Origin of the sequence: Rheinheimera sp. D18 (genome assembly GCF_004345025.1) — a bacterium.
Taxonomy (GTDB): Bacteria; Pseudomonadota; Gammaproteobacteria; order Enterobacterales; family Alteromonadaceae; genus Alishewanella; species Alishewanella metallidurans.
Map to the genome: position 1 here is coordinate 1,068,667 of NZ_CP037745.1, position 26,447 is coordinate 1,095,113.

The following is a 26,447-nucleotide window of genomic DNA, read 5'->3' on the forward strand; positions in this document are numbered from 1 at the left end:
GAATAAAGAGATTGCGCTAAGATGTTAGAAAAAATCAGAGAAGGCTCACAAGGAGTTATTGCCAAGTCTATTTTAGGCTTAGTGATCCTCACATTTGCCCTAGCAGGTGTGGGCAGTTATTTAAGTACGCCAGCAGAAACTAATGTGGCTGAAGTTAACGGTGAAAAAATTAGCCGTGAAGACTTTGAGCAGGCGTTTCAAAATGGCCGTGCTCGTATGCAACAGCAATTTGGCGAAATGTACGCAGCATTATCCGCTGACAGTGCCTACATGAATAAGTTTCGTAGTGACATTCTAGAACGACTTATTGATGAAACCTTACAGAAGCAACTTGCTGCTAAACTGGGTTTACGTGTTAGTGATGAGCAAATACGCCAAACTATTCGCGGTATGGCTGAGTTTCAGGTTGATGGTCAGTTCAATAACGACCGCTACTTAGCGCTATTGCGCCAAGTTGGTTACCAGCCAGAACAGTTTCGCGAAATAATGCGAGTGCAATTGTCACGTAGCCAATTAATTAGCGGCTTAGTTGAAAGTGAATTTGCCACAGCTAAAGAAATGCAGATGTTGATTAAGTTACAACAGCAGCAACGTGATATCAGTTTTATCCGCTTTAGCGCTGCAAATTATGCGAATAAAGTGACATTAACTGAACAAATGCTACAGGATTACTACACAACAAACTTAGCTCAGTACGAAACAGAGCAAAAAGTAGCGGTAGAGTACATCGAAATTTCTGCAAATACGCTAGCGTCTAATGAAAATGTAACGCCAGCTGAAATTGAAGCTTATTATCAAGCGAATAAATCGCGCTATATGGTTGAAGAGCGCCGTCAGGTTGCGCATATTATGCTTGAGTCTGAAGAAGATAACAGCGATATAAAAGCACAAGCTGACGCTTTATTAGCGCAAATTAAAGCCGGTGCAGATTTTGCTGAACTAGCTAAAACTAAATCAGCTGATACTTTTTCTGCAGAAAAAGGTGGTGTATTAGACTGGTTAGCTGTTGGTGATATGGACGCCGATTTTGAAAAAGCCGCGTTTGCGATGCAACAAGTTGGTGAACTTAGTGGTGTTGTTAAAAGCGCTTATGGTTATCACATTATTAAATTGGTAGCGTTAGAGCCTGCCCAAGTACAAGCCTTGGCTGACGTATCAGCAGAGATTGCTGAAAAAATAAAGCAAGACCGTGCTATTACTGCATTTTATGAGTTACAACAGCGTTTGTCTGAAGTTAGCTTTGAAGTGCCAGATACGCTAGAAGATGCCGCAGAAGCAACGCAACAAAAGGTTATGAGTACGCCGTTGTTTAGCCGTAATGAGGCCACAGCGCCGCTGTCAGAGCCTGCAGTGATGAATAAGCTGTTTGATGCAGGTTTTATTCAAGAGCGATTAAACAGTGAGTTAATTGAGTTAGGTAAAGAACGGTCGATAGTCGTTCGAGTAAAAGATTATCAACCGGCACGTATCCAGAGTTTTGACGAAGTTAAAGCGCAAGTTGAAGCAGCGGTTCGTGCAGAGCAAAGCGCGTTACTTGCCAAGCAACAAGCCGAAACCGCATTAGCCGATATTGCTGAAAACGGTTTAGCTAAGCAAGCAGAGCAGCTTGGTGTAACACTGGAACAGGCACTAGATACACCGCGCTTTGGCGGCACCTTAGATGCTGAAATTCGTGCGAAAGCCTTTGCCATGGCGCGCCCGGTTGATAAACCGACGGTTGAATTATTAACACTTGCCAATGGTGACAGTGCGCTGGTTTCTGTACTGGCTGTAAAAGATAGTGATGTTACGGTGGTACCAGAACCTGCTCAGCTAGATCGCTTAGCCCAGCAACAAGCTGAACAAACGTTTGCTGCCCTAATCGCATCGATGAAAGCTAAAGCAACTATTACGCGTAATTTACGCGCTGCGCAAAATGCAGAGATGTAATAGATAATAGTGAAAACAAAAAACCGTGGCTCGCCACGGTTTTTTTTATGCTGAAGCGCTACTAATCAGTTTTTGGCTATAATCGTGTTGCGGGTTGGCAATAACGTGGGCCGTAGCCCCATAGTCCAACATTTTTCCGTAATGCAGAACCAGTAAATCATCAGCAATATGTTTAATTAAACGTAGATGATTGGTAATGAGTAAATAGGCTAAACCTGACTTTTGTTGTAACTCTAAGAGTAAATTAACAATTTGCGCCCGTAACGATGGATCAAGTGCGGTTAAGGCTTCATCTAAAATAAGCAACTTAGGATCAAGAATTAACGCCCTAGCCAGCGCTACCCTTTGTAATTGCCCGCCAGAGAACATGTGCGGATAAAACTCAGCATGATCGTCCAATAAGCCAAGTTGTTTTAATGTGAGACGAATTTTTTGTCGCCGTTGCTCAACATTCATTTGCGTGTTAAAGCGCAACGTATCGTCTAGCAGCTGTCCAACCTTTTGATGTGGATTAAGTGATGTAGTAGCGTCTTGAAAGATATAACGAATAATATGGTTATATTGACGATAGTGGCTAATTTGTACTGCCGTACCGGCAAGTATAATTTCCCCTTGATCAGGCTTTTCAATACCCACTAGCAATTTGGCAAGCGTACTTTTACCCGACCCGGTTTCGCCGACAATAGCTAGCGTTCGACCCTCTAGCAGGCTAAAACTAATGTCGTTTAATGCACAGATACTACGCTGACGAAACAGCCCCGCTTGTTGGCTATACGTTTTACTTAAGTTACGTACTTCAAGCAATATACTCATGGTGCTTTATTGCCTATAAGAGGAAAGTGACAACTGTAGTAATGATTGTGTAGCCGTTCTAATGCCGGTGTCTTTACACATTCTTTGCGAGCATTAGGACAGCGCGGGCCAAGCCGACAACCTATAGGTAGGTGCTGAAACACCGGAATACTGCCAGGTAGAGCGTATAGCGGCGTTTTGGGCGGTAAATTAGGTTGAAATCCAGGTACGCTTTTAATCAAGGCGTGGGTGTAAGGGTGATACGGTTGTTTAATAATGCTCGCTGTTTCGCCGGCTTCTACTAATTGTCCGCAATAAAGCACACTAAGGCTTTGCGTATAGCGAGCGATAAGTTCTAATTCGTGGCTGATCAGCAATATCGACATACCCTTTAGCTGGTTAAAGCTAGCAAGTAATCTAAATAGCTGAGCTTGTGTGGTCGTTTCAAGCGCCGTTGTTGGTTCGTCAGCAATAAGTAATTTAGGATCCTTAGCAATAGCCATCGCAATCATAGTTTTCTGGCAAATGCCTTCTGACAATTGATATGGGTAACTTTGCATAACGGATTGGTGATCCCGAATACCTACTTTGTGCAATAACGCTATAGCTCTACGCCGGCGCATATAGCTGCGTTTCCACCAAGGCCCTTCTAACCGATGATCGGGTATTGCTTCTTCAAGTTGATCTAAAATCGCAGCAGTCGGATCTAAACTTTTGCTGGGTTCTTGATAAATCATCGCCACATCGCGACCAATAATTTTACGCTGTTGCTCGTAGGGTAGGTTGCTAAGTTCTTGTCCGCGCCAACCAAAGCTATCTGCTGTTACGCGCCAGCGTTTATTCAACACACCAACAATTGCTTTTGCAATTAAGCTTTTACCCGAGCCTGATTCTCCGACTAAACCCCGAGTTTCGCCTTCGCGCATGCTTAGGCTTACTCGGTCAACTGCGCGAATTAGGCCGTCAGGTGTAGTTAATTCAATGGTTAGGTTTTTAATATCCAGTAGCTGCATTAGTTTTCTCGCCGCTTTTTAACTGCATTACGCAAGCCATCACCAACTAAATTAATTGATAACGCTGCTAAAAAAATCAGTAAGCCCGGCACAGCTACACTTACAGGGGCTATATAAATAAGATCAAGTGAGTCGGCCATAATAGTACCCCATTCCGCGCTGGGTGACTGTGCACCAAGCCCTAAAAAGCCAAGTGCAGCGATATCTAATGTTGCAGTAGATAATGCCATGGTAGCCATTAGGGTTAGGCTCTCCCAAATATTAGGCAAAATAACCCGGGTAAATACATACCAATTATTTGCGCCGTCTAGTCGGTAGGCTATAACGTAATCTTGGCTTAGTTGCTCTGCTATCACGTTGCGGATACCGTGCACAAATTGTGGCAGCATTGCCAGCATAATGGCCCAGGTGGTGTTTTGTAGGCCCGGGCCTAGTATCGCTACTATTATGATTGCTAACAGCAGTGACGGGATGCTAAGCGCTAAATCTAGTACGTGATTAAAAATGCTCGACTTTAGGCCTTTGCTCATGCCCGCCAATGTACCTAGCAATAAGCCCATAATTAATGCGCCTATTACTGTAATCATAGCAATACCAAAGGTATAACGAGCGCCAACGAGCAAACGTGAAAACAGATCTCGACCTAAATCGTCTGTACCAAAAGGGTATTGTACCAAGCCTTGTTCAGACCATGATGGTGGCAACAGCAGCATGGCATCATTTTGTATATAAGGATCATGTGGGGTTAAAAGCGGTGACAGTATGGCTAAAAATACAAATACGCTAAACAGCAGTAAGCCGCCAACCGCGCTGTGCTGGCGGGCAAACTCACGCCATAACTGCCGAAAAGGTGAGCGTGCAAGTTGCTCGTCAGGCAATAAACGAAACTTTGCCATATCAGCGTTTCCTTGCCAATGGATTAAATAGCGTATGTAAAATTTCTGTCAGCATATTTACGCTGATCACTAAGGTTGATATCACTAACAAACCTGCTTCAATGGCTGGATAATTACGCTGATAAATACTGTCAATAAGCCAGCGGCCGATACCTGGCCACGAAAAAATAACCTCGGTAATCATTGCTAACGTAATCAGCGTACTAAATTGTAAGCCAATTTGCCGGATCACGGGTAATAACGCATTGCGTAAGGCGTGACGGTACAATACTTGACCCCGGCTTAAGCCTTTTGCTCGTGCGGCTTTAATGTAGCTTTGCTCCCAAACCTCTAATATAGAATCTCGGGTAAAACGCACCATTACTGTGGTGGGAAAGGTAGCTAGTACTAGTGTTGGTAAAATTAAGTGGCTAAGAGCATCTAGTAAAGCTTCATGTTGGTGCTGTGTTGCAGCTAATAAAATATCTAGCAGCATAAAGCCGGTGACATGATTAATCTCATACAAAACCCCGATTCTACCGGCGGTGGGTAGCCAACCTAAGCCTAGTGAAAATAGCATAATCAGTAATAACGCCCACCAAAATATGGGGATGGAATAGCCAGCAACAGCAACTGCAGACACCAACTTACTGAACACGCCATCGGGTTTAATAGCCGATAAAATACCAATAGGAATACCAATAAAAAAAGAAATAAGTAACGCATAGGAGGCCAGCTCTAACGTGGCAGGCAGCAACATTTTCATTTCTTGTAGTAACGGTTGTTGGCTAGAAAATGACATGCCCCAGTTACCACTAAATATTCGGCTAAGATAAGCTAAATATTGCAGAATATAATTTTTATCAAGCTGATATTCGCTAGTTAGTAATGCATATTGCTCGGGCGAAATTTGTCTTAACCCAGTAAAGTTTTGTAGTGGGTCGCCGGGGAATAAATACGCTAGGCTAAAAGCAAAAACACTTAAAGCGATAAAAACAAAGACAAGCAAAAATAACCGACGTAGCAAATACATAATCATTTACTATCCCTCTGCGCATTAGCCAATGCAATGCCACCATAGGGGTTAATTTTCACACCTTTAATGTCGCTACTAATAGCTTGAAAGCGCTGTGAATGAGCAATGCTAAGTAACGGCATTTGCTCTGCCAGATATTGTTGTGCTGCGAAATAATAGCTGCGGCGCTGGTTTTGATCTGCCGTTAGCAACGCTTGGCTAATGAGATTATCAAAATTAGCATCGCACCAATTGGCGCGATTAGAGCCAGTAAGTGCCGCGCTGCAGCTTAGTAATGGCCGAAAGAAGTTATCAGGATCGGCGTTATCTGCAGACCAGCCAATCAGTACCGAGTCGTGCTCGTAAGCGCCAAGTTTACGGCGAAAACTATTCCATTCATAAGATACAATGCGCGCCTTTACACCAATTTGGGCTAAATCAGCCTGCATTAACTCAGCCATTTTTAGCGCGTTAGGGTTATATAAGCGCTGAACCGGCATTGCCCATATATCCATACTAAAGCCGTTTGGATAACCGGCTTCAGCTAATAATACTCTGGCTTGAAGCGGATTATAGCTTTGCGGTTCAACATTCGGATTATAGGCCCAAGAGGTAGGTGGTAATACCGAGTTAGCGGCGGTAGCATGGCCAAAATACACCGCTTGTAAAATAGCGTCGCGGTTAATGGCGTAAGCTAATGCTTGGCGCACTTTGACATTATCAAAAGGCGGTTTTTCGGTGTTAAATGCCCAAAAACCAATATTCATACTGGTACTTTCTTGTACGTCAACATCGGCCCGTTTACTAATTAACCCTAGCTCAGCCACGCGCGGAAAAGCAACAATATCGCATTCATGGGTAAATAACTTGGCCATGCGACGTGCATTATTGGGAACAATATCAAAGACAAGTTGCTCGGGTTTAGCAAGTTCGCGCCAGTAGTTTTTATGCCGGTAATACCGGATTAACACGTCTTTTTGGTATTCTTTAAAGCGAAATGGCCCGGTACCAATTGGCAGGCTATCCATCAGCGATAATTTGCCTGATTTAACTAGCTGTGAGCCGTATTCGGCAGACAAAATAGCGGCAAAATCGGTAGCTAAGTTAGACAAAAATGAGCTATCGGGTCGGCTAAGTTCAAACCTAACCAAATAGGGTGTTTCTGCAACCACGCTTTTAACTAAATCGGCCCAGTCAACACTTTGAAAGTACGGGTAGTTTGCGCCACCTTGCTGATGAAATGGATGGCTTTTTTGCATAATGCGGTTAAAGGTAAACACCACATCTTCAGCATTAAGAGTACGAGATGGCTGAAAATATTCAGTTTGATGAAACTGTACCTCTGAGCGCAGGGTAAAGTGATACACCCTACCGTCATCACTCACTTGCCAGTTTTGTGCTAAGCCCGGTATTAGTTCGCCATTGTTAGCATCAATATCTAATAAACGGTCGTACAATTGCTGGCTAATGGCGTCGATAGTGGTGCCTGAGGTAACTAACTGTGGGTTAAAGGTTTCTGGTGACCCCTCAGAACAATATACTAATCCGCTGCGTACCGTTTCGGGTAAATCGTTATTACAGCCGCCAACAAAAACACTCGTGCATAACAAGAGTAATAAGTGGCGTGTTTTTAAGTTCATGCTTGTTGGCTTTCCAGTAACTGATACTTTTTCATATAGCCACGTAGCTGATGATAGGTCAGGTTCAGCAGCTCTGCCGTTCTTTTTTGGTTATATTGACTGGCGGCCAGAGCTTGCTTAATTAAGCTCACTTCAAAATCTTGTGACAGTGTTTTAAAGTCTTGCACTTGGTTAAAATTAAACTGTTCTGGTTTTGTTGTTGGCATTAATAACGCGGCAGGTGCTGTTGGTGTCTGCGCAGTTGAATCAGTCTCTATAACCGTTGGTTGCGTTGTACGTATTGCTTTTATCCGTTGTTGTGGGCGGTACGGTGAGTCAAATGGGTCAAGCAAAATATCATGTACTGGTACATAGGCATTATTAGTGCGGTAAACACTGCGCTCTACTACGTTTTTTAGCTCACGGACATTACCCGGCCAATGATAATCAAGCAGTATGCGCTTAGCTTTCTCACTAAAACCACTAAATAATTCAAAACCTAATTCGCGAGCCATATTAATAGCAAAATGCTCGGCGAGTAGCAGAATATCGTCGCGGCGCTCGCGCATAGGTGGCAGCGTTATAACATCAAACGCCAACCGGTCAAGTAAGTCGGCGCGAAACTCGCCTTGTTCTGCCAGTAGCGGCAAGTCTTCATTGGTAGCGCAAACTAACCTGACATCGGTTTTTATCGCTCGACTACCACCAACACGTTCAAATTCGCCGTATTCTATTACTCGAAGCAACTTTTCTTGCACTAAACTTGGCGTATTTGCTAGCTCGTCTAAAAATAAGGTGCCACCATGTGCGCGCTCAAAGCGGCCTTCATGGCGCTTGCTCGCACCAGTAAACGCCCCTGATTCGTGACCAAATAACTCGCTTTCTAGCAAGTTTTCATTTAAAGATGCGCAATTTAACGTTAAATATTGCTGATCCCAGCGTTGCGATAAAAAGTGCAGCCGTGCGGCAATTAACTCTTTGCCGGTACCTCGTTCACCAATAATTAATACCGGCTTATCTAAAGGGGCAACTTGTGACACCTGATCTAGCACATTAAGAAAACTGTTAGACTGACCAACCAGATTATCTTGTTGAAATTTTCTGCTCATAGACTGCTATTAGTTAGTTAATTTCGCTAATTAGTAGTGTATTTCATAATGACTGATAGCTAAAGTATTAAAGCGAAATAAATAAAAAACGATATTAATCATTGTGTTAAATTAACATGAAAAGTTGGCAAGAAAACTGAATAGGTTAGGGTGTACTACACCAGTCAATTATGAGGTAAATATTATGGGTATTTTTTCACGCTTCTCAGATATTGTGAATTCAAATATTAACGCATTGTTAGATAAAGCCGAAGATCCAGAAAAAATGGTGCGTTTGATAATTCAGGAAATGGAAGACACCTTAGTTGAGGTTCGGTCTTCTTCTGCTAAAACTATTGCCGAGAAAAAAGAACTGCAGCGCTTAGTTAATCGGTTACACGAAGAAGTGGCTGATTGGCAAGCTAAAGCCGAATTGGCGTTAAGTAAAGAGCGAGAGGATTTGGCACGTTCTGCGCTTATTGAACGACAAAAAGCGTCGGACCAAGCAAATGCAGTAGCGGCAGATATTGCTAATTTAGATGAGCATGTTAGTAAGCTGCAAGATGAAGTGTCGCAGCTGCAAGAAAAATTAGCTGATGCTAAAGCACGGCAAAAATCGATGTTAATGCGCCAAAAAACGGTGTCGTCACGCTTGGAAGTTAAAAAGACGTTAGACAGCAACCGTATTAATGATGCGATGTATAAATTTGAGCGTTACGAGCAGAAAATTGATACGTTAGAAGCGCAGGTTGAAGCCTATGATTTAGGCAAGAAAACCCTTAAGGATGAGTTTGCTGAACTGGCCGCTCAAGATAAAATTGATAACGAATTAGCCGCATTAAAAGCTAAAGTTAATCAGACAGGTAAAGATGCCTGATCGTCAGGCATTTAGGAGTCTACAATGAGCATTGCTGAAGTCATAGGTGTACCCTTTATTCTGTTTATGATTTTTGTTGCACCTATTTGGGTCATCATGCATTACCGTAGTAAACATAAAATGGGCCAAGGGTTATCAGATCAAGAGTTAGGGCAGTTAAATGATTTAGCCCACAAAGCAGAAAAAATGGCTGACCGTATTAAAACTCTTGAAGCTATTTTAGATGTAGAAAGCCCAAAGTGGAGAAGCCAACATGACTAAGTTTAGGCGTGAACTACTGCGCGACGACGCGAACGCAAAAATTGCGGGTGTCTGTGCAGGTGTGGCAGATTATTTTGGCTGGGAACTATGGTTAGTGCGTATTATTACCGTATCGGCTTTTTTTCTCGGAGCGGGTGGTTTAATACTCGTGCTATATATCGCTGCTTGGGTGGTGTTAGAAAAAAAGTCGAAAGCTGCGCTTAAAACCGCAGCCAATAGTACACTAAGCCCGCCAACAGAAAAGGCCATAGAAGTTAAAACACGACTTTGGCAGCGAGGCGAGGCGCCCAAGCAAGCGCTACAACATTTAACCAATCAGTTTAATGGTTTGGAACTGCGGTTAAGAGACATGGAACGCCATGTCACTTCAACTAAGTTTCAGTTAAACCGCGAATTTAATAGCTTATAGGGCGGTATACCCCAGCTTATGGATCTTTTAAATAAGCTTCAACATCAAGGACACGAGCTAACCAGTCGTGCCCTTGATCGTCATTTACGCATTGGTATCACAGGTTTAAGCGGGTCAGGAAAAACCGCTTTTATTACGTCTTTGGTTCAGCAATTAACGGTCGGTGATCAGCCAGATAATTTGCCTTTTTTTGATGTTGTGCGCCAGCATCGTTATCTTGGTGGTCGGTTAGCCACGCCGTTGCTTGATGTACCGCGGTTTCCACTTGAAGCAAATTTGCGGGCGTTGCAGCAAACGCCACCAATTTGGCCACCATCAACTCAAGGTTGGAGCCAACTTAGTTTAAAGCTGCGCTATAAAGCGGCTTCAGGGCTTCGCGCTCATTTACAGTCGCGTAGCGAACTGGCGCTAGATATTATTGATTATCCCGGTGAGTGGTTACTCGATTTACCCTTGCTTGATTTAAGCTATACGCAGTGGTGTGAATTTAGCTGGCAATTATTTGCTAAAACCCATCGTAAAGATATTGCCGCGCCCTTTGCTGCGTTGTTAAGCAGCGTTGACCCACAAAATGCAACCGAACTGCAATTACAAACGCTAACCGAGCAATATAAACAGCTATTACAACAGTTTCATCAAACCCCAGGCGCTTACTTAAACCAGCCGGGCCGCTTGCTAGTGCCTGGTACGTTAGCGGGCGCACCCATGTTGCAACTGTTTCCGTTGTTACCGGTACAAGCCAATGCGGCATCACCACTGAGTAATAAGCTGGCGCAGCATTACGATAGTTACCGTAAACATGTTATCAAACCATTTTATCAGCAGCATTTCTCAGGTTTAGACCGACAAGTTATTTTAGTTGATTGTTTATCGGCATTAAATGCGGGCCATGCTGCAGTTAGCGAGCTACAGCAGGCATTACAGCTTATTTTACAAAGCTTTAATTACGGCCCATCAAGTATCTTAGGCCGTTTGTTTAAGCCTAGCATCAGCAAAGTGTTATTTGCTGCCAGCAAGGCAGATCATGCTACGCCAGAACAACATAAAGCCTTAACTTTGTTATTACAGCAATTATTACAACAGCCACTGAAACAAAGTCAGTATCAAGCCGCAACTACCGAGGCGATGTCCATTGCGGCTATTCGTGCCAGCAAAAGTGGTTTTGTCCAAGTTGATGGCTTGGCTCAGCCGTGCATTAGCGGTGTTGGTATTAATGCGCAAGCCTTAACTTACTTTCCGGGAGAGGTACCGGCAAAACTGCCTGCGGCTAGTACATTTAATCAGCATAAGTTTGGTTTTCTGCCACTTCGACCATTACCTTGGCAAGAGAATCAGCTAATACCGCATGTCCGCATGGACCATGTGCTGCAGTACATTTTAGGAGATAAACTACGATGAGCGAACTAAAGCCCGCGCAGCACTTTTCTGCCCAAGCACTTGATGCTGCAGAGCCGCTGAAACAGGCTACACATTTTCAAGAACAGCATTTTGTAGCGCAAGAACCAACTGCAATAATAGTGTTAAAGCAACCAACCCGTTGGTGGTGGCGCTTGGCCGGTTTTACCTTGCTGGCAATAGTTGTGTTATCTATTTGGCAATGGTTTTACACCTTACAGCACAGCTGGCAACAAAGCCTGTGGCAAGGTGCCGCGCTGAGCGTAATTAGTGCGGCGGTTTTGGTATTAATTGGTTCATTATTGTGGCGCGAGCTGAAACTGTGGCGGCGCTTAGCGCGTAACCGGCAATGGCAACAAAATGCTGAACGTATTCGTCATAGTGTGCAATATGGTGAAGCCGCTGTATTGTGCAATTCAGTAGCCGATAGTTTGCCAGCATCAGCCAGCTTAACTGCGGCAAAGGCCGAATGGCTCAGCGCGGTTAAAGATGAACACAGCGATGAAGAGCAATTGCAGCTATTTGAACACTTTGTACTTACTGAGCTAGACAAGCAGGCGCAGCAGCTAATTTATCGTGCCGCAACGGATACCAGTTTAGCTGTTGCCATTAGCCCTTTTGCTTTAGCCGATATGTTGCTAGTGCTATGGCGCAGTAGTCGCATGGTGCGTGAGCTAGCGCAGCTATACGGCGGCGCTATTGGCCAGCTGCGTAGTATGCTGGTGCTAAAACGCCTATTGGCGGCGTTACTTTGGGCTGGTGGTTCAGAGCTGGCGTTAGATATGGCATCAGATGTATTAAGTGGTGAATTAACTGCAAAGGTATCGGCGCGCGCTGGGCAGGGGGTTATTGCTGGGCTGCTGGTGGCACGCTTAGGTAATTTGGCACAACAACAACTTAGGCCATTGCCAGCAACGGCAACGACAAAAATTAGTGTTAAAGTATTGACTGCCAGTTTGTTAGAACGTTTTAAAAGCGCAGTGCAAACTAAAGCTGACAGAGGTAACATAATCTAAGTTTACATAAGCAGACTGCAAGATGTCTGGCTTGCTTCCATTAATTATCAATTCTGCTATTTGTTAATGCAATATTAACTTTCAGCAGTAATAACACTATGCACAAAACTCATAAAAATGCCGAAACCCTATGTATTCATGCCGGAAAAGAAAAAAACCAATTCGGCACTTTAGTAACGCCGTTATATCAAAGCTCTACCTTTATCTTCGACAATGCCGAGCAGGGCGCAGCGCGCTTTGCTGGTGAAGAAGAAGGTTATATTTATACGCGCTTGGGCAACCCAACCACCCGCGAGTTAGAACTTAAAATTGCTGCGTTAGAAAACATGGATGATGCTGCGGCTACAGCAACCGGCATGGGGGCAGTAGCGGCGAGCACCATGGCATTTCTGCAACACGGCGATCATTTAATTGCCAGCAAAGCTATTTATGGTTGCAGCTTCGCCTTATTTAACCACCAGTTTGCTCGCTATGGTATTGACGTTAGTTTTGTTGACATGACAGACCACGGCGCAGTAGAAAAAGCCTTAAAACCCAATACTAAAATGCTATTTGCTGAAACGCCAATAAACCCCAATATGGTGGTGTTAGATTTAGCCTTTTTAGGTACTTTCTGTCGTCGTAATAAATTAATTTCGGTGATCGATAACACCTTTATGACGCCCTTGCTGCAAAAGCCAGCTGATTATGGCATTGATATTGTGATCCACAGCGCGACCAAGTACTTAAACGGTCATGGCGATGTGGTTGCCGGTTTAATTGTCGCTGACGCTGAAACCATTAAAACCATTAAGCTAACCACATTAAAAGATATGGGCGCAACTATCAGCCCGCACGATGCTTGGTTAATTATACGCGGCCTAAAAACCCTTGCAGTACGTATGGAGCGGCATTGCAGTAATGCGCAACAGGTTGCTGAGTACCTTGAAGCGCACCCTGCAGTAAGCGAGGTGTTTTATCCCGGTTTGCCCTCGCACCCTGGTTATAAGTTTATTGGTAAACAAATGAAAGCCGCCGGTGGCGTGCTTGCGTTTGAACTAAACGCTAGCTTAGACGATAGTCGCTTCTTTATTAATCAGGTGCAGTTATTAAGCTTGGCGGTAAGTTTAGGGGATGCTGAATCGCTTATTCAACATCCGGCGTCGATGACACATAGCCCTTACACCGCGGAAGAGCGGCAAATGGCGGGCATTAGTGATGGCTTAATTCGCGTATCAGTTGGGCTAGAGCATATAGATGACATTATTGCTGATTTAGCGCAGGCGCTTAATAAGATGCAACAGCGGCAAGGCTAAAAATAGCCGTTGTAAGTTAATGTTTACGCGTAGCTAACTGACTATAGGTCGCAGTAAGGTTAACTCTTGCTGCGCTATCGCTTAGTATCCGTGCTAACTAGATGTCTGCCCATTATTCATCATTATAAATTGCCGGCAGATAAGCCCATATAACAAAAAAATCAACAGGTTGTTTATGAGTAAGTACGTATCTCGACAGTCAGATGACACAGGCTTTATTGCTTGGTCTGAGGAAGAAAATCAGATTTGGCATGAGTTAATTACTCGGCAGTTGGGTGTTATTAGTGGTAAAGCCTGCGATGAGTATATGGCGGGGCTAGAAAAGTTGCAGCTGCCAACTGATCGTATTCCGCAACTGGAAGAAGTAAGTAGTGTGTTGCGTGCCACTACCGGCTGGGAATGTGCAGAAGTGCCAGCACTAATTAGCTTTGACAAATTTTTCGAACTACTGGCTAACAAACGCTTTCCCGTCGCAACCTTTATACGTTCGCGTGAAGAGTTTGACTATTTACAAGAACCGGATATTTTTCACGAAATATTTGGTCACTGCGCCATGTTAACCAACCCCGCATTTGCTGAGTTTACGCATCAGTACGGTAAAATTGGCTTAGCGGCCAACAAGCAAGACCGAGTTTATTTAGCCCGGTTATATTGGTTTACTATTGAGTTTGGCTTATTAAATACCGCAGATGGCCTGCGTATATACGGAGGTGGTATATTATCATCGCCTGGCGAAACCCAATATGCACTTGGCTCAGATATACCAGAACGTAAGCTGTTTGATGCGGTTGACGTGCTACGTACACCTTATCGTATCGATATTATGCAGCCTATTTATTTTATGATTGAGCGGATTGATCAGCTGTTTGATATTGCACAGCTGGATATGATGGCGCTGGTTGAACAAGCTAGAGCATTAGGCTTGCATGCCGCAAAGTTTCCACCAAAAGAAAAACAAGTTAGCTAGGAATAAATAATGTCTGAATTAAAAGCAATGCAATGTGAAGCTTGTCGTGCAGATGCACCTAAAGTAAGTGATGCTGAACTACCTGAGTTAATGCGGCAAATTCCCGATTGGACCCCCGTGGTGCGTGATGGCATTTTGCAGTTAGAACGCGAATTTAAGTTTAAAAACTTCAAGTTAGCCTGGGCGTTCCATAACAAAGTAGCCGAGTTAGCTGAAGCCGAAGGCCATCATCCGGCATTGTTACTTGAATGGGGAAAGCTTACGGTAACTTGGTGGTCGCACTCAATTAAAGGTTTGCATAAAAACGATTTTATTTGTGCGGCCAAAACTGACAGCCTACTGTTGGCCTAATTCTTCGCATACATATAGCTGCGTATCTGAGTGGCGGTAACGCGCCACTCGTCGCAGTCATCAGTTAAATAAACGTCTTGTTCATATTTCTTTACAAATTCACTAGTCTGATTTGCGGCTTATGCCGTATCATGCTGTCTATTGAATGGTTTTGGGGCAGTTTGCGGTATGCGTTTAGAAATTCAATGCCAGAACAGATTAGGTCTGGCGCAAGAAGTATTAAATGTATTAGTGAGTTACGAGCTAGATTTACGCGGCATCGAAGTTGATCGCAGCTTAAGTCGTATATTTGTGTCATTTCCTTCGGTAAATTTTGAAAAGTTTCAGGAGTTAATGGCCAAAATGCGCCGAATTTCTGGCGTAGAAGACGTTAAAACTACCGCTTTTATGCCATCTGAACGAGAGCACAACGAACTATCGACCTTGCTGCGCACTTTACCTGATGGCCTGATTGCTATCGATCTTAAAGCTAATGTTACTGTAATTAATGACGCCGCGTTAGAAGTGTTAGAGGTATCAAGAGACGCGATCGCCGGTCAGTCGTTGCAAAGCATGGTAAAGGGCTTTAATTTTCAGCGTTGGTTAGAAGCCGATGAAGTATTAGCACAAACTCGGCGCTTAGAAATTCATGGCAAACGCTTTGTCGCCGATGTACTGCCAGTAATGGTGCCTGATGATACCGGCGCAGAAATTTTGGCCGGTGCAGTCATTAATTTGAAATCAGAAAGTCGCCTAGGCCAGCATATGGTGGTGTTTAAAAAAGGCGATCAAGAAAGCTTTAATACGTTGCAGGCGCACAGTAACTTGATGCGCAAAGTAGTACGTGAAGCCAAAAAGATGTCTCAGCTTGATGCGCCTATTTTAATTATGGGTGAAACCGGTACTGGCAAAGAACTGTTAGCTAAAGCCTGCCATGCTGCAAGCAGCCGCGCTGGTAAGCCATTTTTGGCACTTAACTGCGCATCGTTACCGGATAACGTTGCCGAGTCAGAATTATTTGGTTACGGCGCTAATGCCTTTCCTGGCACAAGCGAAAGTAAAAAAGGTATCTTTGAGCAAGCCAACGGCGGCACGGTATTTTTAGACGAAGTTGGTGAAATGTCGCATCAGTTACAAACAAAGCTGATCCGTTTTTTACAAGACGGTAGTTTTAGACGTGTGGCCGATGAGAACGAAGTAAAAGTGGATGTGCGGGTAATTTGCACCACACAAAAAGATTTACCTCACATGGTGCAGGAAGGTAAGTTTCGTGAAGATCTATATTACCGCTTAAACGTACTAACACTGGCCTTGCCAGCACTGCGTGAACGCAAGCAGGATGTTATTCCGTTAGCTGAGTTTTTTCTGGCACGCTTTGCAAATAGGTTAGGCAGAAAAGCACCAAAACTTACCGATAACTGTGCGAGTTTTTTACAAAGTTATCCTTGGCCGGGCAATGTGCGCCAGCTAGAAAACGCACTGTATCGCGCCATTACTTTATTAGACGGTGCGGAATTAGATCGAGAGCATCTGCAATTACCTAGCTACAATAATGATTTTGGTTATTTAGAGCAGGACTTTGACGGCACATTAGACGAAGCGGTAAAACGGTTTGAAGCTAATTTGTTGCGAAAATTGTTTCCGGCTTACCCCAGCTCCCGCCAGTTAGCGAAAAAACTTGGTTTAAGCCATACCGCTGTAGCGAATAAACTGCGTGATTACGGTATTAATCGCAAGAGTGTAAAAATTTAATTACACTTTGTTTATAAATTTGTACTTGTATCGGGCTGCTAACATGATTTAGTGGCCCTTTTTGTTCTGTTTTGCACTAAACCTCATTTTCGTATTGCCATCTTTACAAAACAGCCTGTTTAGCTGCTTTTCGCTGTCGCTCAGTGGCCTCTAGCTTTTTTTTATTGCAAGGGCATTATTGCTGCTATCAAAGACGTAATAGGGAATAGGCGAATGTTAGATAAAATAAACCCACTGGGTACTGATGGTTTCGAATTTGTTGAATACACCGCGGCTGATGCTGAAGGAATTCAAAAATTAAAAGATTTATTTTACTCGTTGGGTTTTACTGAGGTTGCAAAGCATCGTTCTAAGCAAGCTTGGTTATATAAGCAAGGCGATATTAATTTTATTATTAATGCTGAGCCAAATTCTCAAGCCGAAGAGTTTGCCCGTAATCATGGCCCAAGCGTATGCGCAATGGCGTTTCGTGTTAAAGATGCTGCCGCCGCATTAAGCCACGCCTTAGCTAATGGTGCCAAAGAATATAAAAATCAAATTGGTCCTATGGAGCTAAACATTCCAGTGGTTTACGGTATTGGCAGCAGCCTGTTGTATTTCGTTGACCGTTACGGCGCAAGCTCGGTATATGACATTGATTTTAAATTCTATGACAACTGGCAAGCGGATATGGCCAAGCACAGTGTTGGCTTAGACGTGCTAGATCACCTAACGCACAACGTAATGCGCGGTAATATGAACGTGTGGGCTGGGTTTTATGAAAACATCGGAAACTTCCGTGAAGTTCGTTATTTCGACATTGAAGGTAAGTTAACCGGTTTAGTCTCTAAAGCGATGACCGCGCCTTGCGGTAAAATTCGTATTCCAATTAATGAATCGTCAGACGATAAATCGCAAATTGAAGAGTTTATTCGCGAATACAAAGGCGAAGGCATTCAACATATTGCGTTAACCACCGAAAATATTTACGAAACTGTACGTACGCTACGTAACCGTGGTATGGAGTTTATGCCAACGCCAGAAACCTACTACAACAAGGTAAACGAGCGTGTAGTAGGCCATGAAGAAGATTTAGATCAGCTTCGTGATCTGCGAGTGTTAATTGACGGCGCGCCAATGAAAGACGGTATTTTACTGCAAATATTTACTAAAACCGTAATTGGCCCAGTATTTTTCGAGATCATTCAGCGCAAAGGCAACGAAGGTTTTGGCGAAGGCAACTTCAAAGCGTTGTTTGAATCTATAGAAGAAGATCAAATTCAACGTGGAGTATTAAGCAATGCGTAAATGGGCATCGTTTCCGTTAAAGGAAGGGGATGTATCGCGCCAAGCTCATGCTGATTTTCCAGAGCAAGCCATATACGAGCGGGAAACCGGTCGTAATGGCTTCTTTGGCCCCGCCACGCACTTTCATCATCAGCACGCGCCTACCGGTTGGACTGATTGGCAAGGCCCACTGCGGCCACACCTGTTTAACTTTAACGACATTGGTGTTGATAACACCAATTCGCCTTGGTCAGTGCCAAACCTGTTATTTAATGCGCATTGTAAAATGCGTACGTGGCGTTTAACTGAGGGCATGACCAAGTTAGTGCGTAATGGCGATGGTGATGAGCTATTATTTATTCACGAAGGTAGTGCAGAGTTGTATTGTGACTATGGTCATATGACTGTTCGCGATGGTGATTATATTGTCATTCCGCGTTCGACCATGTGGCGCTTAGAGCCAACCTCACCGATGTTTATTCTACTAATAGAAGCAACCAATGATAGTTTTCAATTACCAGAAAAAGGCTTAGTGGGTAATCACGCTATTTTCGATTTAGCGATGTTAGATACGCCAAAAATTGATGCTGCGTTTAAAGCCCAATACAGCGAGCAACAATGGCAGGTAGAAATAAAACGTCACGGTGAAGTGTCGGTAATTACTTATCCGTATAACCCGCTAGATGCTATTGGTTGGCATGGCGATTTATCGGTAATGCGCATTAACTGGCGTGATATTCGGCCATTAATGAGCCATCGCTATCATTTACCGCCATCGGCACATACCACCTTTGTTGCACAGCGGTTTGTGGTCTGTACTTTTGTACCGCGGCCAATAGAAAGCGACCCCGGAGCATTAAAGGTGCCGTTTTATCATAATAATGACGACTACGATGAAGTGCTATTTTATCATGCAGGTGATTTTTTCAGCCGCGATAATATCGAAAAAGGCATGGTAACTTTCCACCCCGCTGGTTTTACCCATGGCCCGCACCCTAAAGCTTTTGCTGCTGCGCGTGAGTACAAAAAGAAATTCACTGATGAAGTTGCAGTAATGCTAGATACTCGCGATGCGCTTGAAATGGGTGCTGCAGCGCTTGCAACAGAAAACCATGAGTATATTAACAGCTGGAAAGTTAAACCCTAAACAGGCTTAGTTAAGGATCATAAATGAAGTTAGCAAGTTTAAAAAATGGTAGTCGCGATGGTTTGCTAGTGGTAGTAAGCCGAGATTTAAGCCGTTGTGTTGCCGTACCAACAGTAGCCACTACCATGCAGCAGCTATTAGATAACTGGGCCTTATTAGCTAGCAAGTTAGAGCAAGTTTATCAGGCGCTGAATCAAGGTAAGGTTGATGGTGAGATGGCGTTTGAACCAGTAAATGCAGAGTCACCCTTACCTCGTGCATATCAATGGGCTGATGGCAGCGCCTACGTTAATCACGTAGAGTTAGTGCGTAAAGCGCGTAATGCCGAAATGCCACCAAGTTTTTGGACCGATCCATTAATGTATCAAGGTGGTTCAGATGACTTTATCGGCGCTTGCGATAATATTGACGTTAGCTCTGAAGATTACGGCATCGATTTTGAAGGTGAAGTGGCCGTTATAACTGACGACGTACCAATGGCGTGCAGTGCAGACGAAGCCCGTAGCAAAATTCGCTTACTGATGTTAGTTAATGACGTGTCACTGCGTGCTCTTATTCCGAATGAATTAGCCAAAGGTTTTGGTTTCTTTCATTCCAAACCCTCATCAGCCTTCAGCCCGGTAGCGGTAACTCCCGATGAGCTAGCCGATAAATGGCATGATGGTCGCGTGCACTTGCCGCTATTGTCTACGTACAACGGTAAGTTATTTGGTAAGCCAAATGCTGGCATAGATATGACTTTTGATTTTGGCCAGTTAGTAGCACATGCAGCTAAAACGCGGAAACTTGGCGCTGGCGCAGTTATTGGTTCAGGCACGGTATCTAATAAACAGGGTACCGATCATGGTACAGCAGTTGACGAGGGCGGTGTCGGTTATAGCTGTATTGCTGAAATTCGTATGATTGAAACTATTCGTGACGGTAAACCAGCAACCTCTTTTATGAAGTTTGGCGATACCATTCGTATTGAAATGCTAGACGAGCAGGGCAACAGCGTGTTTGGTGCAATAGACCAGAAGGTTGTAAAGTATAACGCCTAAAGTACAGCGTCTGTGGGCAGTGCCTCACAGATGCTTATTTATATGGTAACGCTATGTTTAAACTACAGTACTAACAGGATCTTTATGAAACTCTATGGTTACTGGCGCTCATCGGCCGCATATCGGGTACGCATTGCGCTTAATTTAAAACAACTGAGTTTTGATAGCGTGGCTGTACATTTAATTAAAAATGGCGGCGAGCAGCATAGCGAAAATTATAAAACACTTAACCCTGCGCAGCTGGTGCCTACTTTTGTTGACGAAGATGTGAGCGTTAATCAGTCACTGGCTATTATTGAATACTTAGATGAAAAGTACCCAGAACCGGCTTTCTTACCAAAAAGTTTAGCGGCAAAAGCGCAAGTACGGTCTGCTGCATTAGATATTGCCTGCGACATTCATCCGTTAAATAATTTACGGGTTTTGCAATACCTAACAGGGCCGTTGGCACTGTCTGAAGAGCAAAAACTGGCTTGGATTAAACATTGGCTTAACGTCGGTTTTACTGCGTTAGAGCAACGTTTATCTCTAACATCGGGGCAATATTGCTTTGCCGATGCAGTAACGTTAGCGGATATCTGTTTAATACCTCAGATATACAATGCACAGCGCTTTTCGTTAGATATGACGGCTTATCCTAGCCTTAATCGTATTTATCATAATTGCCAACAACTCGCGGCGTTTGCGTTAGCTGCACCTGAACAGCAGCCTGATGCACAATAATTTACTGTATTAAATGGGTTATCAGCAGTAGCCTTTTTTCTCTATTGCTAGACGATTAACTATAGTCGCCTATGCTTAAACAATATTTTATATTCTTGCTCGCTAGTGCATTGCGTTATAAGCAACAAAATGCTGTAGTGTATAGCATGCATAAAGCCGTTATTGGCAACGTTAGCCCCCAGAGGTAATGCAATATGAGTAAACTAATGGCCGCAGTAAACCAGCGGACCAACCTTGTTGGTAACAATCGGTTAGAGTTATTGTTATTTCGCCTGCATGGTAAACAACCTTTTGGTATCAACGTATTTAAAGTACGTGAAGTATTGCAGTGCCCTGACTTGACGGAAATGCCAGGTTCAAGCCCTCATGTACGTGGTATTGCCCATTTACGTGGTGTGCCGGTAATGGTTATTGATTTAAGCGAGGCTACCGGTGGCAAGCGTATTGAAGACTTATCAACAGCCTATGTGTTGGTAACGGAATATAACCGGCATACGCAAGGCTTTTTAGTAAACGGTGTCGACCGCATTGTTAATACTAATTGGGACCAAATTTTACCGCCGCCAAAAGGCGCCGGTGCTGGCCATTATCTTACTGCAGTAACCGAGATAGACGGTAAGCTGGTACAGATAATCGACGTGGAGAAAGTGTTTGCTGAAATTACCCCAGTTAATGAAGATGTTAGTGAAGATATAAAAACTAAAGCCGCAGAACGCAGTTTTAAAGATGTTATCGTATTAGTTGCCGATGACTCGGCGGTGGCGCGCAATCAGGTGAAACGTGCACTTACTTCTATTGGCATTAATGTTGAGTTAGTGAATGATGGCAAGCTTGCATTAGATTGGCTAACAGCCAAAGCCGCTGAACTTGGTGGTGATATTTCAACTAAGGTGCCATTACTTATTTCTGATATAGAAATGCCTGAGATGGATGGTTACACCCTGACGGCTGAAATTAAAGCTGATCCACTATTAAAAAATATGCACGTTGTGCTGCACTCTTCATTAAGTGGTGTGTTTAACGAAGCCATGGTTAAAAAGGTAGGCGCAGATCAATTCATTGCTAAATTTCACCCCGATGAATTAGTTTCTGCAGTACAAAAGTGGATGAATGCTGACTAAGTAATAAATGGTGTAGTAGAAGGTGTTATGAATAAAATATTTACCTTACCCAAACGACCTGTAAATCGGTTATTAACCTATATTGGCCTGTTTGGTGTGTGTTTTCAGTTAACAGCAGCAAGTTATGCTTGGTGGCATGATGTAAGTTTACAAGCCGGATGGGTTTTTACCTTGGTTGCGCCGCTGTTGTGCATTGCTTCTGGCACTATCACTGCATTACAGTTACAAAAAGAACCCAGTTAACGTTTATTTTTTCGGTTTAAACATACCTTCAACCCGAACATTTTTAATACCGTCTTCGGTAAAGTAGAAGTTAATTTGACCTGGGCCACGGCTAAAGTAAAACTGCTCGTCGTTAATTTGTAAAACAAAATTTCCGCTAGCATCTTTTGCTTTAGCATCTTTAAACAGCTTGATACGGTAATCGTCCAGCTGTAATTCAAAGCCGTTTAAGGGTTCGTTGATAAAATCTGTTACCCAAATTTGTTTTTCGTCTTGTAGTACTAAAGCCAAAGAATATTTTTTAGGTACCTTATGTACTGCTAGGTTATGGCGGCCAACGATAAAGCGATAACGGCCTTCTTGGCGAAAATAACTAAAGCCAAAATCAAACTCTTGGGTAGAGCCGTTGGTTAAGTAAACTTTACCTTCGCCAGAGATATCAAACTGCGCCTGACTTACTGTTGAATAGAGCGACAGAGCCAAAAACAAAAATAAATATCTCATTGGTTAACTCCTTGGTATAGCGGTTTGCTTATACTTGAGTTGCATTGACTACCAGTTTAAGTTGTTGTCCTGGTTGCAGATAATTATCGGTTTCAATTTTGTTCCATTTCACAATGTCGGAAACACTGATGCTAAAACGTTGTGCAATACGAGCCAGTGAATCGCCTTTACGTACTTTGTAGTTAACAGTGCGCGATATGCCACTAGGCTGTACAGCTGCATCTTGCTGCCATATAACCAGCTGTTGCCCCTGTTTTAACGTTGAGCGCTGGGCAAGGCTATTCCATTTCGTCAGTTGTTCTACCGTAACCTTGTGCTCACGACTGATATCCCAAAGCGTGTCGCCTTGTTTTACAGTATAACTCAACTTGTTACCACTACCGCTTTTCTGCGCTTTAGCACTGCGGTTTGCAGCGCTAAGTTCATAGTTACTGGTACTTTGCGCTGCAACAGGGATTAGCAATGCTTGACCAAGGCGAATGGTGTTACCAGATAACTTATTTATCCGCTGCAGATCGCTAACATTGGTATCGTGTTGCTGGGCAATTTTACCAATGGTATCGCCTTTTGCCACAATATAGCGCTTCCAACGCAATAATTGTTGGCTCGGTGTACTTGCTAGCTTCTCGGTAAACACAGAGCTAGTGTGTTTTGGCACTACTAGATAGTTAGGACCTTGCGGATCCGTAGCCCACTGGTTAAAGCCAGGATTAAGCGCCTGTAGCTCGGCCACGCTGATCCCCGCCATTTCTGCGGCAATCATTAAATCAATTTGGTCTTCAACACTTACCAAGTCAATTTGGGGTTCATTAGCAATGAATTTCCAAACAATATCAAACTCATCTGGGCGTTTAAGAATGTCAACTAAAGCTAGAAGCTTTGGAACGTAAACCGTTGTTTCTGCGGGTAAGTCAAGTGACCAAAAGTCGGTGGGTAGGCGTTTTTGTTGATTACGTTTAATGGCTTTTGAAATTCTGCCTTCGCCAGAGTTGTAAGCGGCAATGGCATTAAGCCAGTCGCCTTCTAACTTGTCGTGTAAGTACTGCAAATAGTCCAGTGCGGCACGCGTAGAGGCGACGACATCGCGGCGGCCATCGTACCAAAAGTTTTGTTTTAGGCCAAAACGAGTGCCGGTTGCGGGCATAAATTGCCACATACCCGCTGCGGCAGCGGTTGAGTAAGCAAAGGGATCAAAGGCGCTTTCAACGATAGGTAACAGCGCCAGTTCTAACGGCATGTTACGTTTTTCTATTTCTTGAACAATAAAATATAAAAATGGCTGCGCTCGAGCGGCAACGCGATCTAGGTATGCTTGATTATTCGTGTAGTAATTACGTTGTTCTACAATAGGCCGAGTTTGCGGCACATTAAAAGTTAATTGGAGCTGGATACGTTCCCATAAATCTTCCAACTCTGCGGCATCTGGTGGTGCAGGCTCCGCATTTACGTCTAGGCCTTGTTGCCATAAACGCATTGCAATTTTTTCTGCGCTAGCAGTTTGTTTATGAAAATCTGCTGTTTGCGGTTTAGTGGTTGCCGTATACGCAGTGTTAGTTACATTGTTTGACTCAACAGGTGAGGAAGTACTTACACAGCCTGCGAGTAACACCGCGCTAGCCACAGCAGAGATTTTTATAAACATTACTTCGTTCCACGTTCAAAAATAAGAATGTTACCTATTCATCACTCGATTGCAAGTCAGCTTTTAAACTGATCTTTTGCTGCCCTTAACGCTGTAAATAAGCCTAAAGCAGAATCTTGCTGCCATTTTTCCTGTAACGTTTTGTTATCACAGCGTAAAAAGGGATTAATCGCTTTTTCAGTAGCAAGCGATGATGGTAACGTTGGTAAATTTTGCTGGCGTAAACTAGCACAATGAGCTGCATATTCGACTAAGGCCGAATTGTTTGGCTCAGCGTATAACGCAAATTTAATATTGGCTAGAGTGTATTCGTGGGTGCAGTAAATCTGCGTATCGTCGGGTAAATCTTTAAGCTTTTGCAGCGATTGCCACATTTGCTTTGGGCTACCTTCAAATAATCTGCCACAACCTGCGCTAAATAAGGTATCACCGCAAAACAGAACCGGCGCTGAATAAAAAGCAATATGGCCAAGAGTATGGCCGGGCAGGCTGATTACCTTAAAGCTAAGGTCAAACGCAGACAAAATAACGCTATCACCGTCAGTTACTGTTTGTGTTAAGCCAGAAATACGCTGTTGTTCGGCTGTAGGGCCAATAACATTTACTGTCGGGAACCGTTTTCGTAATGTATTAATACCTGCTGTATGGTCTTTATGGTGGTGAGTTATTAGGATGGTATGTAACTGTAGCTTATGGCTTGTTAAATAGTGCATTACGCTATCGGCGCAACCTGGGTCAACAACGAGGCAATTAGGGCTATCTGGCGCAGATAAAGCCCAAATATAGTTATCATCAAAAGCGGGTATAGGTGTAACCTGATACATAGTGCAAACTACGTTAATCTATTTGGAACCTAATTTAGCATGAAACCGGCGTTAAGCGAAAAAGACCGCACAATTCCATCAGGTTGGTGGGAATTCAATCAAGGTGATGCTTTGTCACAGGCTATTTCTGTGCAATTGCAACCTTGGTGGGAACGTATTTTTGGTTACTATTTACTTAAAATCGGCGATTTAAGCGCTGAAATTGACACCTCAGGTTGCAAGATTAGCCAGCACATTAACGTAGGTCGTTTTGGTGCTAACTTAATGTTACAAGCCGATGCTGATGCTTTACCCTTTAGTTGTAATAGCATAGATGCCGTATTGCTAAGTCATAATTTAGAGTTTACTGCTGATCCACATCATGTAGTGCGTGAAGCCTACCGCGTGTTGCGTTCAGATGGCTATTTATTGCTAACCGGAATTAATCCTTTTAGTGTAGTAGGTATACTGCGGTATTGGCCTGCACTGCAACAACGCTATCCTTGGCAAGGGCGATTTTTTAGTACCTCTCGGGTAAAAGACTGGTTGCATCTGGTTGGCTTTGAAGTGTTATCAGAAAAACGATTTTTTTGCTCGACAATGTTAGGCAAAGAATATCGAGACAATGCGGTGCAGCAATGGTTAGAACGCTATCTAAATTATTTTGCCAGCAGTTATATTATTGTTGCCCGCAAACGCGAGTTACCCCTTACGCCAATTAAACCTAAATGGCAGTTAAATACCGGATTTTCACAACAAGTTAAAGGCGTTAGCGCTAGAGAGCGTAGTAATAATATTTAGTTGTACGGTGTAATTACGCATTTTCGCTGCTAGATGCCAAGTAGGTATTTGCCAGAGTTAACGCTTGCTCAAACGGCAGACGCATAAAATATACTCTGTTGTTTATCGGTTCTGGGGGTGATGAAGTACGAAAACCAATACTTTTGTAGCAGGTTAATGCAATGTCGTTATGTCGATGCACATATAGCGAAATATCGCGACGTTGCTGTTGTAACGCTTCGATAATTAGCTCGTTAATTAGTATTTTTGCTAAACCTTGGCCACGACATGTCGGTAAAATGGTTAAACGCGCAAGATGGTGACAGCCAAAACGGTCACAAAGCTGGCCAAAACCAATCAGTTGTTGATGATCTTCAGTTAGCAGGCTGTAACCTGTTGTGCCAGAGCGACATAATAATTCTAAAAAATGCTGTTCTGTGCACGGGTAGTCAAAATCGTCGCCGCCCCAGCTTTGCTGTTGCGCGGCGCTGTTAAACCAACCACGCAACTGTAGCATCTCGCTAATGTTCGCTAATACCAACTGTAAAGCCATATGGTGCTCCTTA

The 26,447-nt window shown here is 43.5% G+C and carries 27 protein-coding genes; 17 read left to right on the forward strand and 10 right to left on the reverse strand.

The annotated features are described in order from the left end of the window. The first annotated feature begins 21 nt into the window (after positions 1 to 21). Positions 22 to 1,929 (forward strand): SurA N-terminal domain-containing protein, encoded by a 1,908-nt coding sequence (locus E0Z06_RS05110; protein WP_132582503.1) that lies wholly within the window; start codon positions 22 to 24, stop codon positions 1,927 to 1,929. Positions 1,930 to 1,974: 45 nt separating this feature from the next. Here the strand turns inward: E0Z06_RS05110 and E0Z06_RS05115 are convergent, their stop codons facing one another. From E0Z06_RS05115 to pspF, 6 genes are read right to left on the reverse strand one after another with little or no spacing between them, the layout of a single operon-like run. After that, positions 1,975 to 2,742, reverse strand: coding sequence for an ATP-binding cassette domain-containing protein (locus E0Z06_RS05115; RefSeq protein WP_132582505.1), 768 nt, complete (start codon positions 2,740 to 2,742; stop codon positions 1,975 to 1,977). Beyond that, entirely contained in the window at positions 2,739 to 3,734 is a 996-nt protein-coding gene (locus E0Z06_RS05120) for an oligopeptide/dipeptide ABC transporter ATP-binding protein (RefSeq protein ID WP_132582507.1), read from the reverse strand. The genes E0Z06_RS05115 and E0Z06_RS05120 overlap by 4 nt, the downstream gene beginning before the upstream one ends. Then, positions 3,734 to 4,630 (reverse strand): ABC transporter permease subunit, encoded by an 897-nt coding sequence (locus tag E0Z06_RS05125; protein ID WP_132582509.1) that lies wholly within the window; start codon positions 4,628 to 4,630, stop codon positions 3,734 to 3,736. The genes E0Z06_RS05120 and E0Z06_RS05125 overlap by 1 nt, the downstream gene beginning before the upstream one ends. A gap of 1 nt (position 4,631) precedes the next feature. Continuing rightward, positions 4,632 to 5,648 (reverse strand): ABC transporter permease, encoded by a 1,017-nt coding sequence (locus tag E0Z06_RS05130; protein ID WP_132582511.1) that lies wholly within the window; start codon positions 5,646 to 5,648, stop codon positions 4,632 to 4,634. Then, positions 5,645 to 7,264 carry an ABC transporter substrate-binding protein gene (locus E0Z06_RS05135; protein ID WP_132582513.1) on the reverse strand — a complete coding sequence of 540 codons (1,620 nt, stop codon included), beginning with the start codon at positions 7,262 to 7,264 and terminating at the stop codon, positions 5,645 to 5,647. Before E0Z06_RS05135 ends, E0Z06_RS05130 begins: the two co-directional genes overlap by 4 nt. After that, on the reverse strand, positions 7,261 to 8,352 hold the full coding sequence (pspF, locus tag E0Z06_RS05140; RefSeq protein ID WP_132582515.1) for a phage shock protein operon transcriptional activator: 1,092 nt from the start codon (positions 8,350 to 8,352) through the stop codon (positions 7,261 to 7,263). Before pspF ends, E0Z06_RS05135 begins: the two co-directional genes overlap by 4 nt. Before the next feature lie 184 nt (positions 8,353 to 8,536). Between pspF and pspA the strand changes: the two genes are divergently transcribed. The 15 genes from pspA (at position 8,537) to E0Z06_RS05215 (ending at position 22,173) form a co-directional block, all read left to right on the forward strand. Next, positions 8,537 to 9,208, forward strand: a complete 672-nt coding sequence (gene pspA / locus E0Z06_RS05145; RefSeq protein ID WP_132582517.1) for a phage shock protein PspA — start codon at positions 8,537 to 8,539, stop codon at positions 9,206 to 9,208. Between the two features lie 24 nt (positions 9,209 to 9,232). Next, the gene (gene pspB / locus E0Z06_RS05150; RefSeq protein ID WP_132582519.1) at positions 9,233 to 9,469 is read left to right on the forward strand and encodes an envelope stress response membrane protein PspB; all 237 of its coding nucleotides are present in this window, start codon (positions 9,233 to 9,235) and stop codon (positions 9,467 to 9,469) included. Beyond that, positions 9,462 to 9,878, forward strand: a complete 417-nt coding sequence (gene pspC, locus E0Z06_RS05155) for an envelope stress response membrane protein PspC (RefSeq protein ID WP_132582521.1) — start codon at positions 9,462 to 9,464, stop codon at positions 9,876 to 9,878. Before pspB ends, pspC begins: the two co-directional genes overlap by 8 nt. A gap of 18 nt (positions 9,879 to 9,896) precedes the next feature. Further along, complete coding sequence (locus E0Z06_RS05160) at positions 9,897 to 11,276, forward strand: YcjX family protein (protein ID WP_132582523.1); 1,380 nt, start codon at positions 9,897 to 9,899, stop codon at positions 11,274 to 11,276. After that, positions 11,273 to 12,289 carry a TIGR01620 family protein gene (locus tag E0Z06_RS05165; RefSeq protein ID WP_132582525.1) on the forward strand — a complete coding sequence of 339 codons (1,017 nt, stop codon included), beginning with the start codon at positions 11,273 to 11,275 and terminating at the stop codon, positions 12,287 to 12,289. Before E0Z06_RS05160 ends, E0Z06_RS05165 begins: the two co-directional genes overlap by 4 nt. 98 nt (positions 12,290 to 12,387) lie before the next feature. Beyond that, a complete protein-coding gene (megL, locus tag E0Z06_RS05170) occupies positions 12,388 to 13,584 on the forward strand; it encodes a methionine gamma-lyase (protein ID WP_132582527.1) in 1,197 nt (398 codons plus the stop codon). A gap of 175 nt (positions 13,585 to 13,759) precedes the next feature. Then, positions 13,760 to 14,551 carry a phenylalanine 4-monooxygenase gene (phhA, locus tag E0Z06_RS05175; RefSeq protein WP_132582529.1) on the forward strand — a complete coding sequence of 264 codons (792 nt, stop codon included), beginning with the start codon at positions 13,760 to 13,762 and terminating at the stop codon, positions 14,549 to 14,551. A 9-nt stretch (positions 14,552 to 14,560) separates the two neighbouring features. After that, the gene (locus tag E0Z06_RS05180; protein ID WP_132582531.1) at positions 14,561 to 14,902 is read left to right on the forward strand and encodes a 4a-hydroxytetrahydrobiopterin dehydratase; all 342 of its coding nucleotides are present in this window, start codon (positions 14,561 to 14,563) and stop codon (positions 14,900 to 14,902) included. Between the two features lie 168 nt (positions 14,903 to 15,070). After that, the gene (gene tyrR / locus E0Z06_RS05185; protein ID WP_132582533.1) at positions 15,071 to 16,633 is read left to right on the forward strand and encodes a transcriptional regulator TyrR; all 1,563 of its coding nucleotides are present in this window, start codon (positions 15,071 to 15,073) and stop codon (positions 16,631 to 16,633) included. Between the two features lie 213 nt (positions 16,634 to 16,846). Next, the gene (hppD, locus tag E0Z06_RS05190) at positions 16,847 to 17,920 is read left to right on the forward strand and encodes a 4-hydroxyphenylpyruvate dioxygenase (RefSeq protein WP_132582535.1); all 1,074 of its coding nucleotides are present in this window, start codon (positions 16,847 to 16,849) and stop codon (positions 17,918 to 17,920) included. Continuing rightward, positions 17,913 to 19,046, forward strand: a complete 1,134-nt coding sequence (locus tag E0Z06_RS05195) for a homogentisate 1,2-dioxygenase (protein ID WP_132582537.1) — start codon at positions 17,913 to 17,915, stop codon at positions 19,044 to 19,046. The genes hppD and E0Z06_RS05195 overlap by 8 nt, the downstream gene beginning before the upstream one ends. Before the next feature lie 23 nt (positions 19,047 to 19,069). Continuing rightward, positions 19,070 to 20,086 (forward strand): fumarylacetoacetate hydrolase family protein, encoded by a 1,017-nt coding sequence (locus E0Z06_RS05200; protein WP_132582539.1) that lies wholly within the window; start codon positions 19,070 to 19,072, stop codon positions 20,084 to 20,086. An 84-nt stretch (positions 20,087 to 20,170) separates the two neighbouring features. After that, a complete protein-coding gene (gene maiA, locus E0Z06_RS05205) occupies positions 20,171 to 20,809 on the forward strand; it encodes a maleylacetoacetate isomerase (protein WP_132582541.1) in 639 nt (212 codons plus the stop codon). Positions 20,810 to 21,003: 194 nt separating this feature from the next. Continuing rightward, positions 21,004 to 21,930, forward strand: coding sequence for a chemotaxis protein (locus E0Z06_RS05210; protein WP_132582543.1), 927 nt, complete (start codon positions 21,004 to 21,006; stop codon positions 21,928 to 21,930). Between the two features lie 27 nt (positions 21,931 to 21,957). Continuing rightward, positions 21,958 to 22,173 carry a hypothetical protein gene (locus E0Z06_RS05215; RefSeq protein WP_132582545.1) on the forward strand — a complete coding sequence of 72 codons (216 nt, stop codon included), beginning with the start codon at positions 21,958 to 21,960 and terminating at the stop codon, positions 22,171 to 22,173. A gap of 3 nt (positions 22,174 to 22,176) precedes the next feature. On the opposite strand, the gene E0Z06_RS05220 is transcribed toward E0Z06_RS05215, so the two are convergent. Genes E0Z06_RS05220 through gloB form a run of 3 tightly spaced genes read right to left on the reverse strand, consistent with a single transcriptional unit; the run spans position 22,177 to position 25,122 of the window. After that, complete coding sequence (locus tag E0Z06_RS05220) at positions 22,177 to 22,656, reverse strand: hypothetical protein (protein WP_132582547.1); 480 nt, start codon at positions 22,654 to 22,656, stop codon at positions 22,177 to 22,179. Positions 22,657 to 22,684: 28 nt separating this feature from the next. Continuing rightward, positions 22,685 to 24,298 (reverse strand): LysM peptidoglycan-binding domain-containing protein, encoded by a 1,614-nt coding sequence (locus E0Z06_RS05225; RefSeq protein WP_132582549.1) that lies wholly within the window; start codon positions 24,296 to 24,298, stop codon positions 22,685 to 22,687. 56 nt (positions 24,299 to 24,354) lie between these two features. Next, positions 24,355 to 25,122 carry a hydroxyacylglutathione hydrolase gene (gene gloB, locus E0Z06_RS05230; RefSeq protein ID WP_132582551.1) on the reverse strand — a complete coding sequence of 256 codons (768 nt, stop codon included), beginning with the start codon at positions 25,120 to 25,122 and terminating at the stop codon, positions 24,355 to 24,357. A gap of 39 nt (positions 25,123 to 25,161) precedes the next feature. On the opposite strand from gloB, the gene E0Z06_RS05235 reads away from it, so the two are divergent. Next, positions 25,162 to 25,902 carry a class I SAM-dependent methyltransferase gene (locus tag E0Z06_RS05235; RefSeq protein ID WP_132582553.1) on the forward strand — a complete coding sequence of 247 codons (741 nt, stop codon included), beginning with the start codon at positions 25,162 to 25,164 and terminating at the stop codon, positions 25,900 to 25,902. 13 nt (positions 25,903 to 25,915) lie between these two features. Here E0Z06_RS05235 and E0Z06_RS05240 read toward each other — a convergent pair whose 3' ends face one another. Further along, positions 25,916 to 26,434 carry a GNAT family N-acetyltransferase gene (locus E0Z06_RS05240; protein ID WP_165907373.1) on the reverse strand — a complete coding sequence of 173 codons (519 nt, stop codon included), beginning with the start codon at positions 26,432 to 26,434 and terminating at the stop codon, positions 25,916 to 25,918. Positions 26,435 to 26,447 lie beyond the last annotated feature (13 nt).

What these genes read in the sequence shown, in the direction of transcription:
- E0Z06_RS05110 (WP_132582503.1), top strand. Translation starts at nt 22, where the DNA reads ATGTTAGAAAAAATCAGAGAAGGCTCACAAGGAGTTATTGCCAAGTCT.
- E0Z06_RS05115 (WP_132582505.1), bottom strand. Translation starts at nt 2,742, where the DNA reads ATGAGTATATTGCTTGAAGTACGTAACTTAAGTAAAACGTATAGCCAA.
- E0Z06_RS05120 (WP_132582507.1), bottom strand. Translation starts at nt 3,734, where the DNA reads ATGCAGCTACTGGATATTAAAAACCTAACCATTGAATTAACTACACCT.
- E0Z06_RS05125 (WP_132582509.1), bottom strand. Translation starts at nt 4,630, where the DNA reads ATGGCAAAGTTTCGTTTATTGCCTGACGAGCAACTTGCACGCTCACCT.
- E0Z06_RS05130 (WP_132582511.1), bottom strand. Translation starts at nt 5,648, where the DNA reads ATGATTATGTATTTGCTACGTCGGTTATTTTTGCTTGTCTTTGTTTTT.
- E0Z06_RS05135 (WP_132582513.1), bottom strand. Translation starts at nt 7,264, where the DNA reads ATGAACTTAAAAACACGCCACTTATTACTCTTGTTATGCACGAGTGTT.
- pspF (WP_132582515.1), bottom strand. Translation starts at nt 8,352, where the DNA reads ATGAGCAGAAAATTTCAACAAGATAATCTGGTTGGTCAGTCTAACAGT.
- pspA (WP_132582517.1), top strand. Translation starts at nt 8,537, where the DNA reads ATGGGTATTTTTTCACGCTTCTCAGATATTGTGAATTCAAATATTAAC.
- pspB (WP_132582519.1), top strand. Translation starts at nt 9,233, where the DNA reads ATGAGCATTGCTGAAGTCATAGGTGTACCCTTTATTCTGTTTATGATT.
- pspC (WP_132582521.1), top strand. Translation starts at nt 9,462, where the DNA reads ATGACTAAGTTTAGGCGTGAACTACTGCGCGACGACGCGAACGCAAAA.
- E0Z06_RS05160 (WP_132582523.1), top strand. Translation starts at nt 9,897, where the DNA reads ATGGATCTTTTAAATAAGCTTCAACATCAAGGACACGAGCTAACCAGT.
- E0Z06_RS05165 (WP_132582525.1), top strand. Translation starts at nt 11,273, where the DNA reads ATGAGCGAACTAAAGCCCGCGCAGCACTTTTCTGCCCAAGCACTTGAT.
- megL (WP_132582527.1), top strand. Translation starts at nt 12,388, where the DNA reads ATGCACAAAACTCATAAAAATGCCGAAACCCTATGTATTCATGCCGGA.
- phhA (WP_132582529.1), top strand. Translation starts at nt 13,760, where the DNA reads ATGAGTAAGTACGTATCTCGACAGTCAGATGACACAGGCTTTATTGCT.
- E0Z06_RS05180 (WP_132582531.1), top strand. Translation starts at nt 14,561, where the DNA reads ATGTCTGAATTAAAAGCAATGCAATGTGAAGCTTGTCGTGCAGATGCA.
- tyrR (WP_132582533.1), top strand. Translation starts at nt 15,071, where the DNA reads ATGCGTTTAGAAATTCAATGCCAGAACAGATTAGGTCTGGCGCAAGAA.
- hppD (WP_132582535.1), top strand. Translation starts at nt 16,847, where the DNA reads ATGTTAGATAAAATAAACCCACTGGGTACTGATGGTTTCGAATTTGTT.
- E0Z06_RS05195 (WP_132582537.1), top strand. Translation starts at nt 17,913, where the DNA reads ATGCGTAAATGGGCATCGTTTCCGTTAAAGGAAGGGGATGTATCGCGC.
- E0Z06_RS05200 (WP_132582539.1), top strand. Translation starts at nt 19,070, where the DNA reads ATGAAGTTAGCAAGTTTAAAAAATGGTAGTCGCGATGGTTTGCTAGTG.
- maiA (WP_132582541.1), top strand. Translation starts at nt 20,171, where the DNA reads ATGAAACTCTATGGTTACTGGCGCTCATCGGCCGCATATCGGGTACGC.
- E0Z06_RS05210 (WP_132582543.1), top strand. Translation starts at nt 21,004, where the DNA reads ATGAGTAAACTAATGGCCGCAGTAAACCAGCGGACCAACCTTGTTGGT.
- E0Z06_RS05215 (WP_132582545.1), top strand. Translation starts at nt 21,958, where the DNA reads ATGAATAAAATATTTACCTTACCCAAACGACCTGTAAATCGGTTATTA.
- E0Z06_RS05220 (WP_132582547.1), bottom strand. Translation starts at nt 22,656, where the DNA reads ATGAGATATTTATTTTTGTTTTTGGCTCTGTCGCTCTATTCAACAGTA.
- E0Z06_RS05225 (WP_132582549.1), bottom strand. Translation starts at nt 24,298, where the DNA reads ATGTTTATAAAAATCTCTGCTGTGGCTAGCGCGGTGTTACTCGCAGGC.
- gloB (WP_132582551.1), bottom strand. Translation starts at nt 25,122, where the DNA reads ATGTATCAGGTTACACCTATACCCGCTTTTGATGATAACTATATTTGG.
- E0Z06_RS05235 (WP_132582553.1), top strand. Translation starts at nt 25,162, where the DNA reads ATGAAACCGGCGTTAAGCGAAAAAGACCGCACAATTCCATCAGGTTGG.
- E0Z06_RS05240 (WP_165907373.1), bottom strand. Translation starts at nt 26,434, where the DNA reads ATGGCTTTACAGTTGGTATTAGCGAACATTAGCGAGATGCTACAGTTG.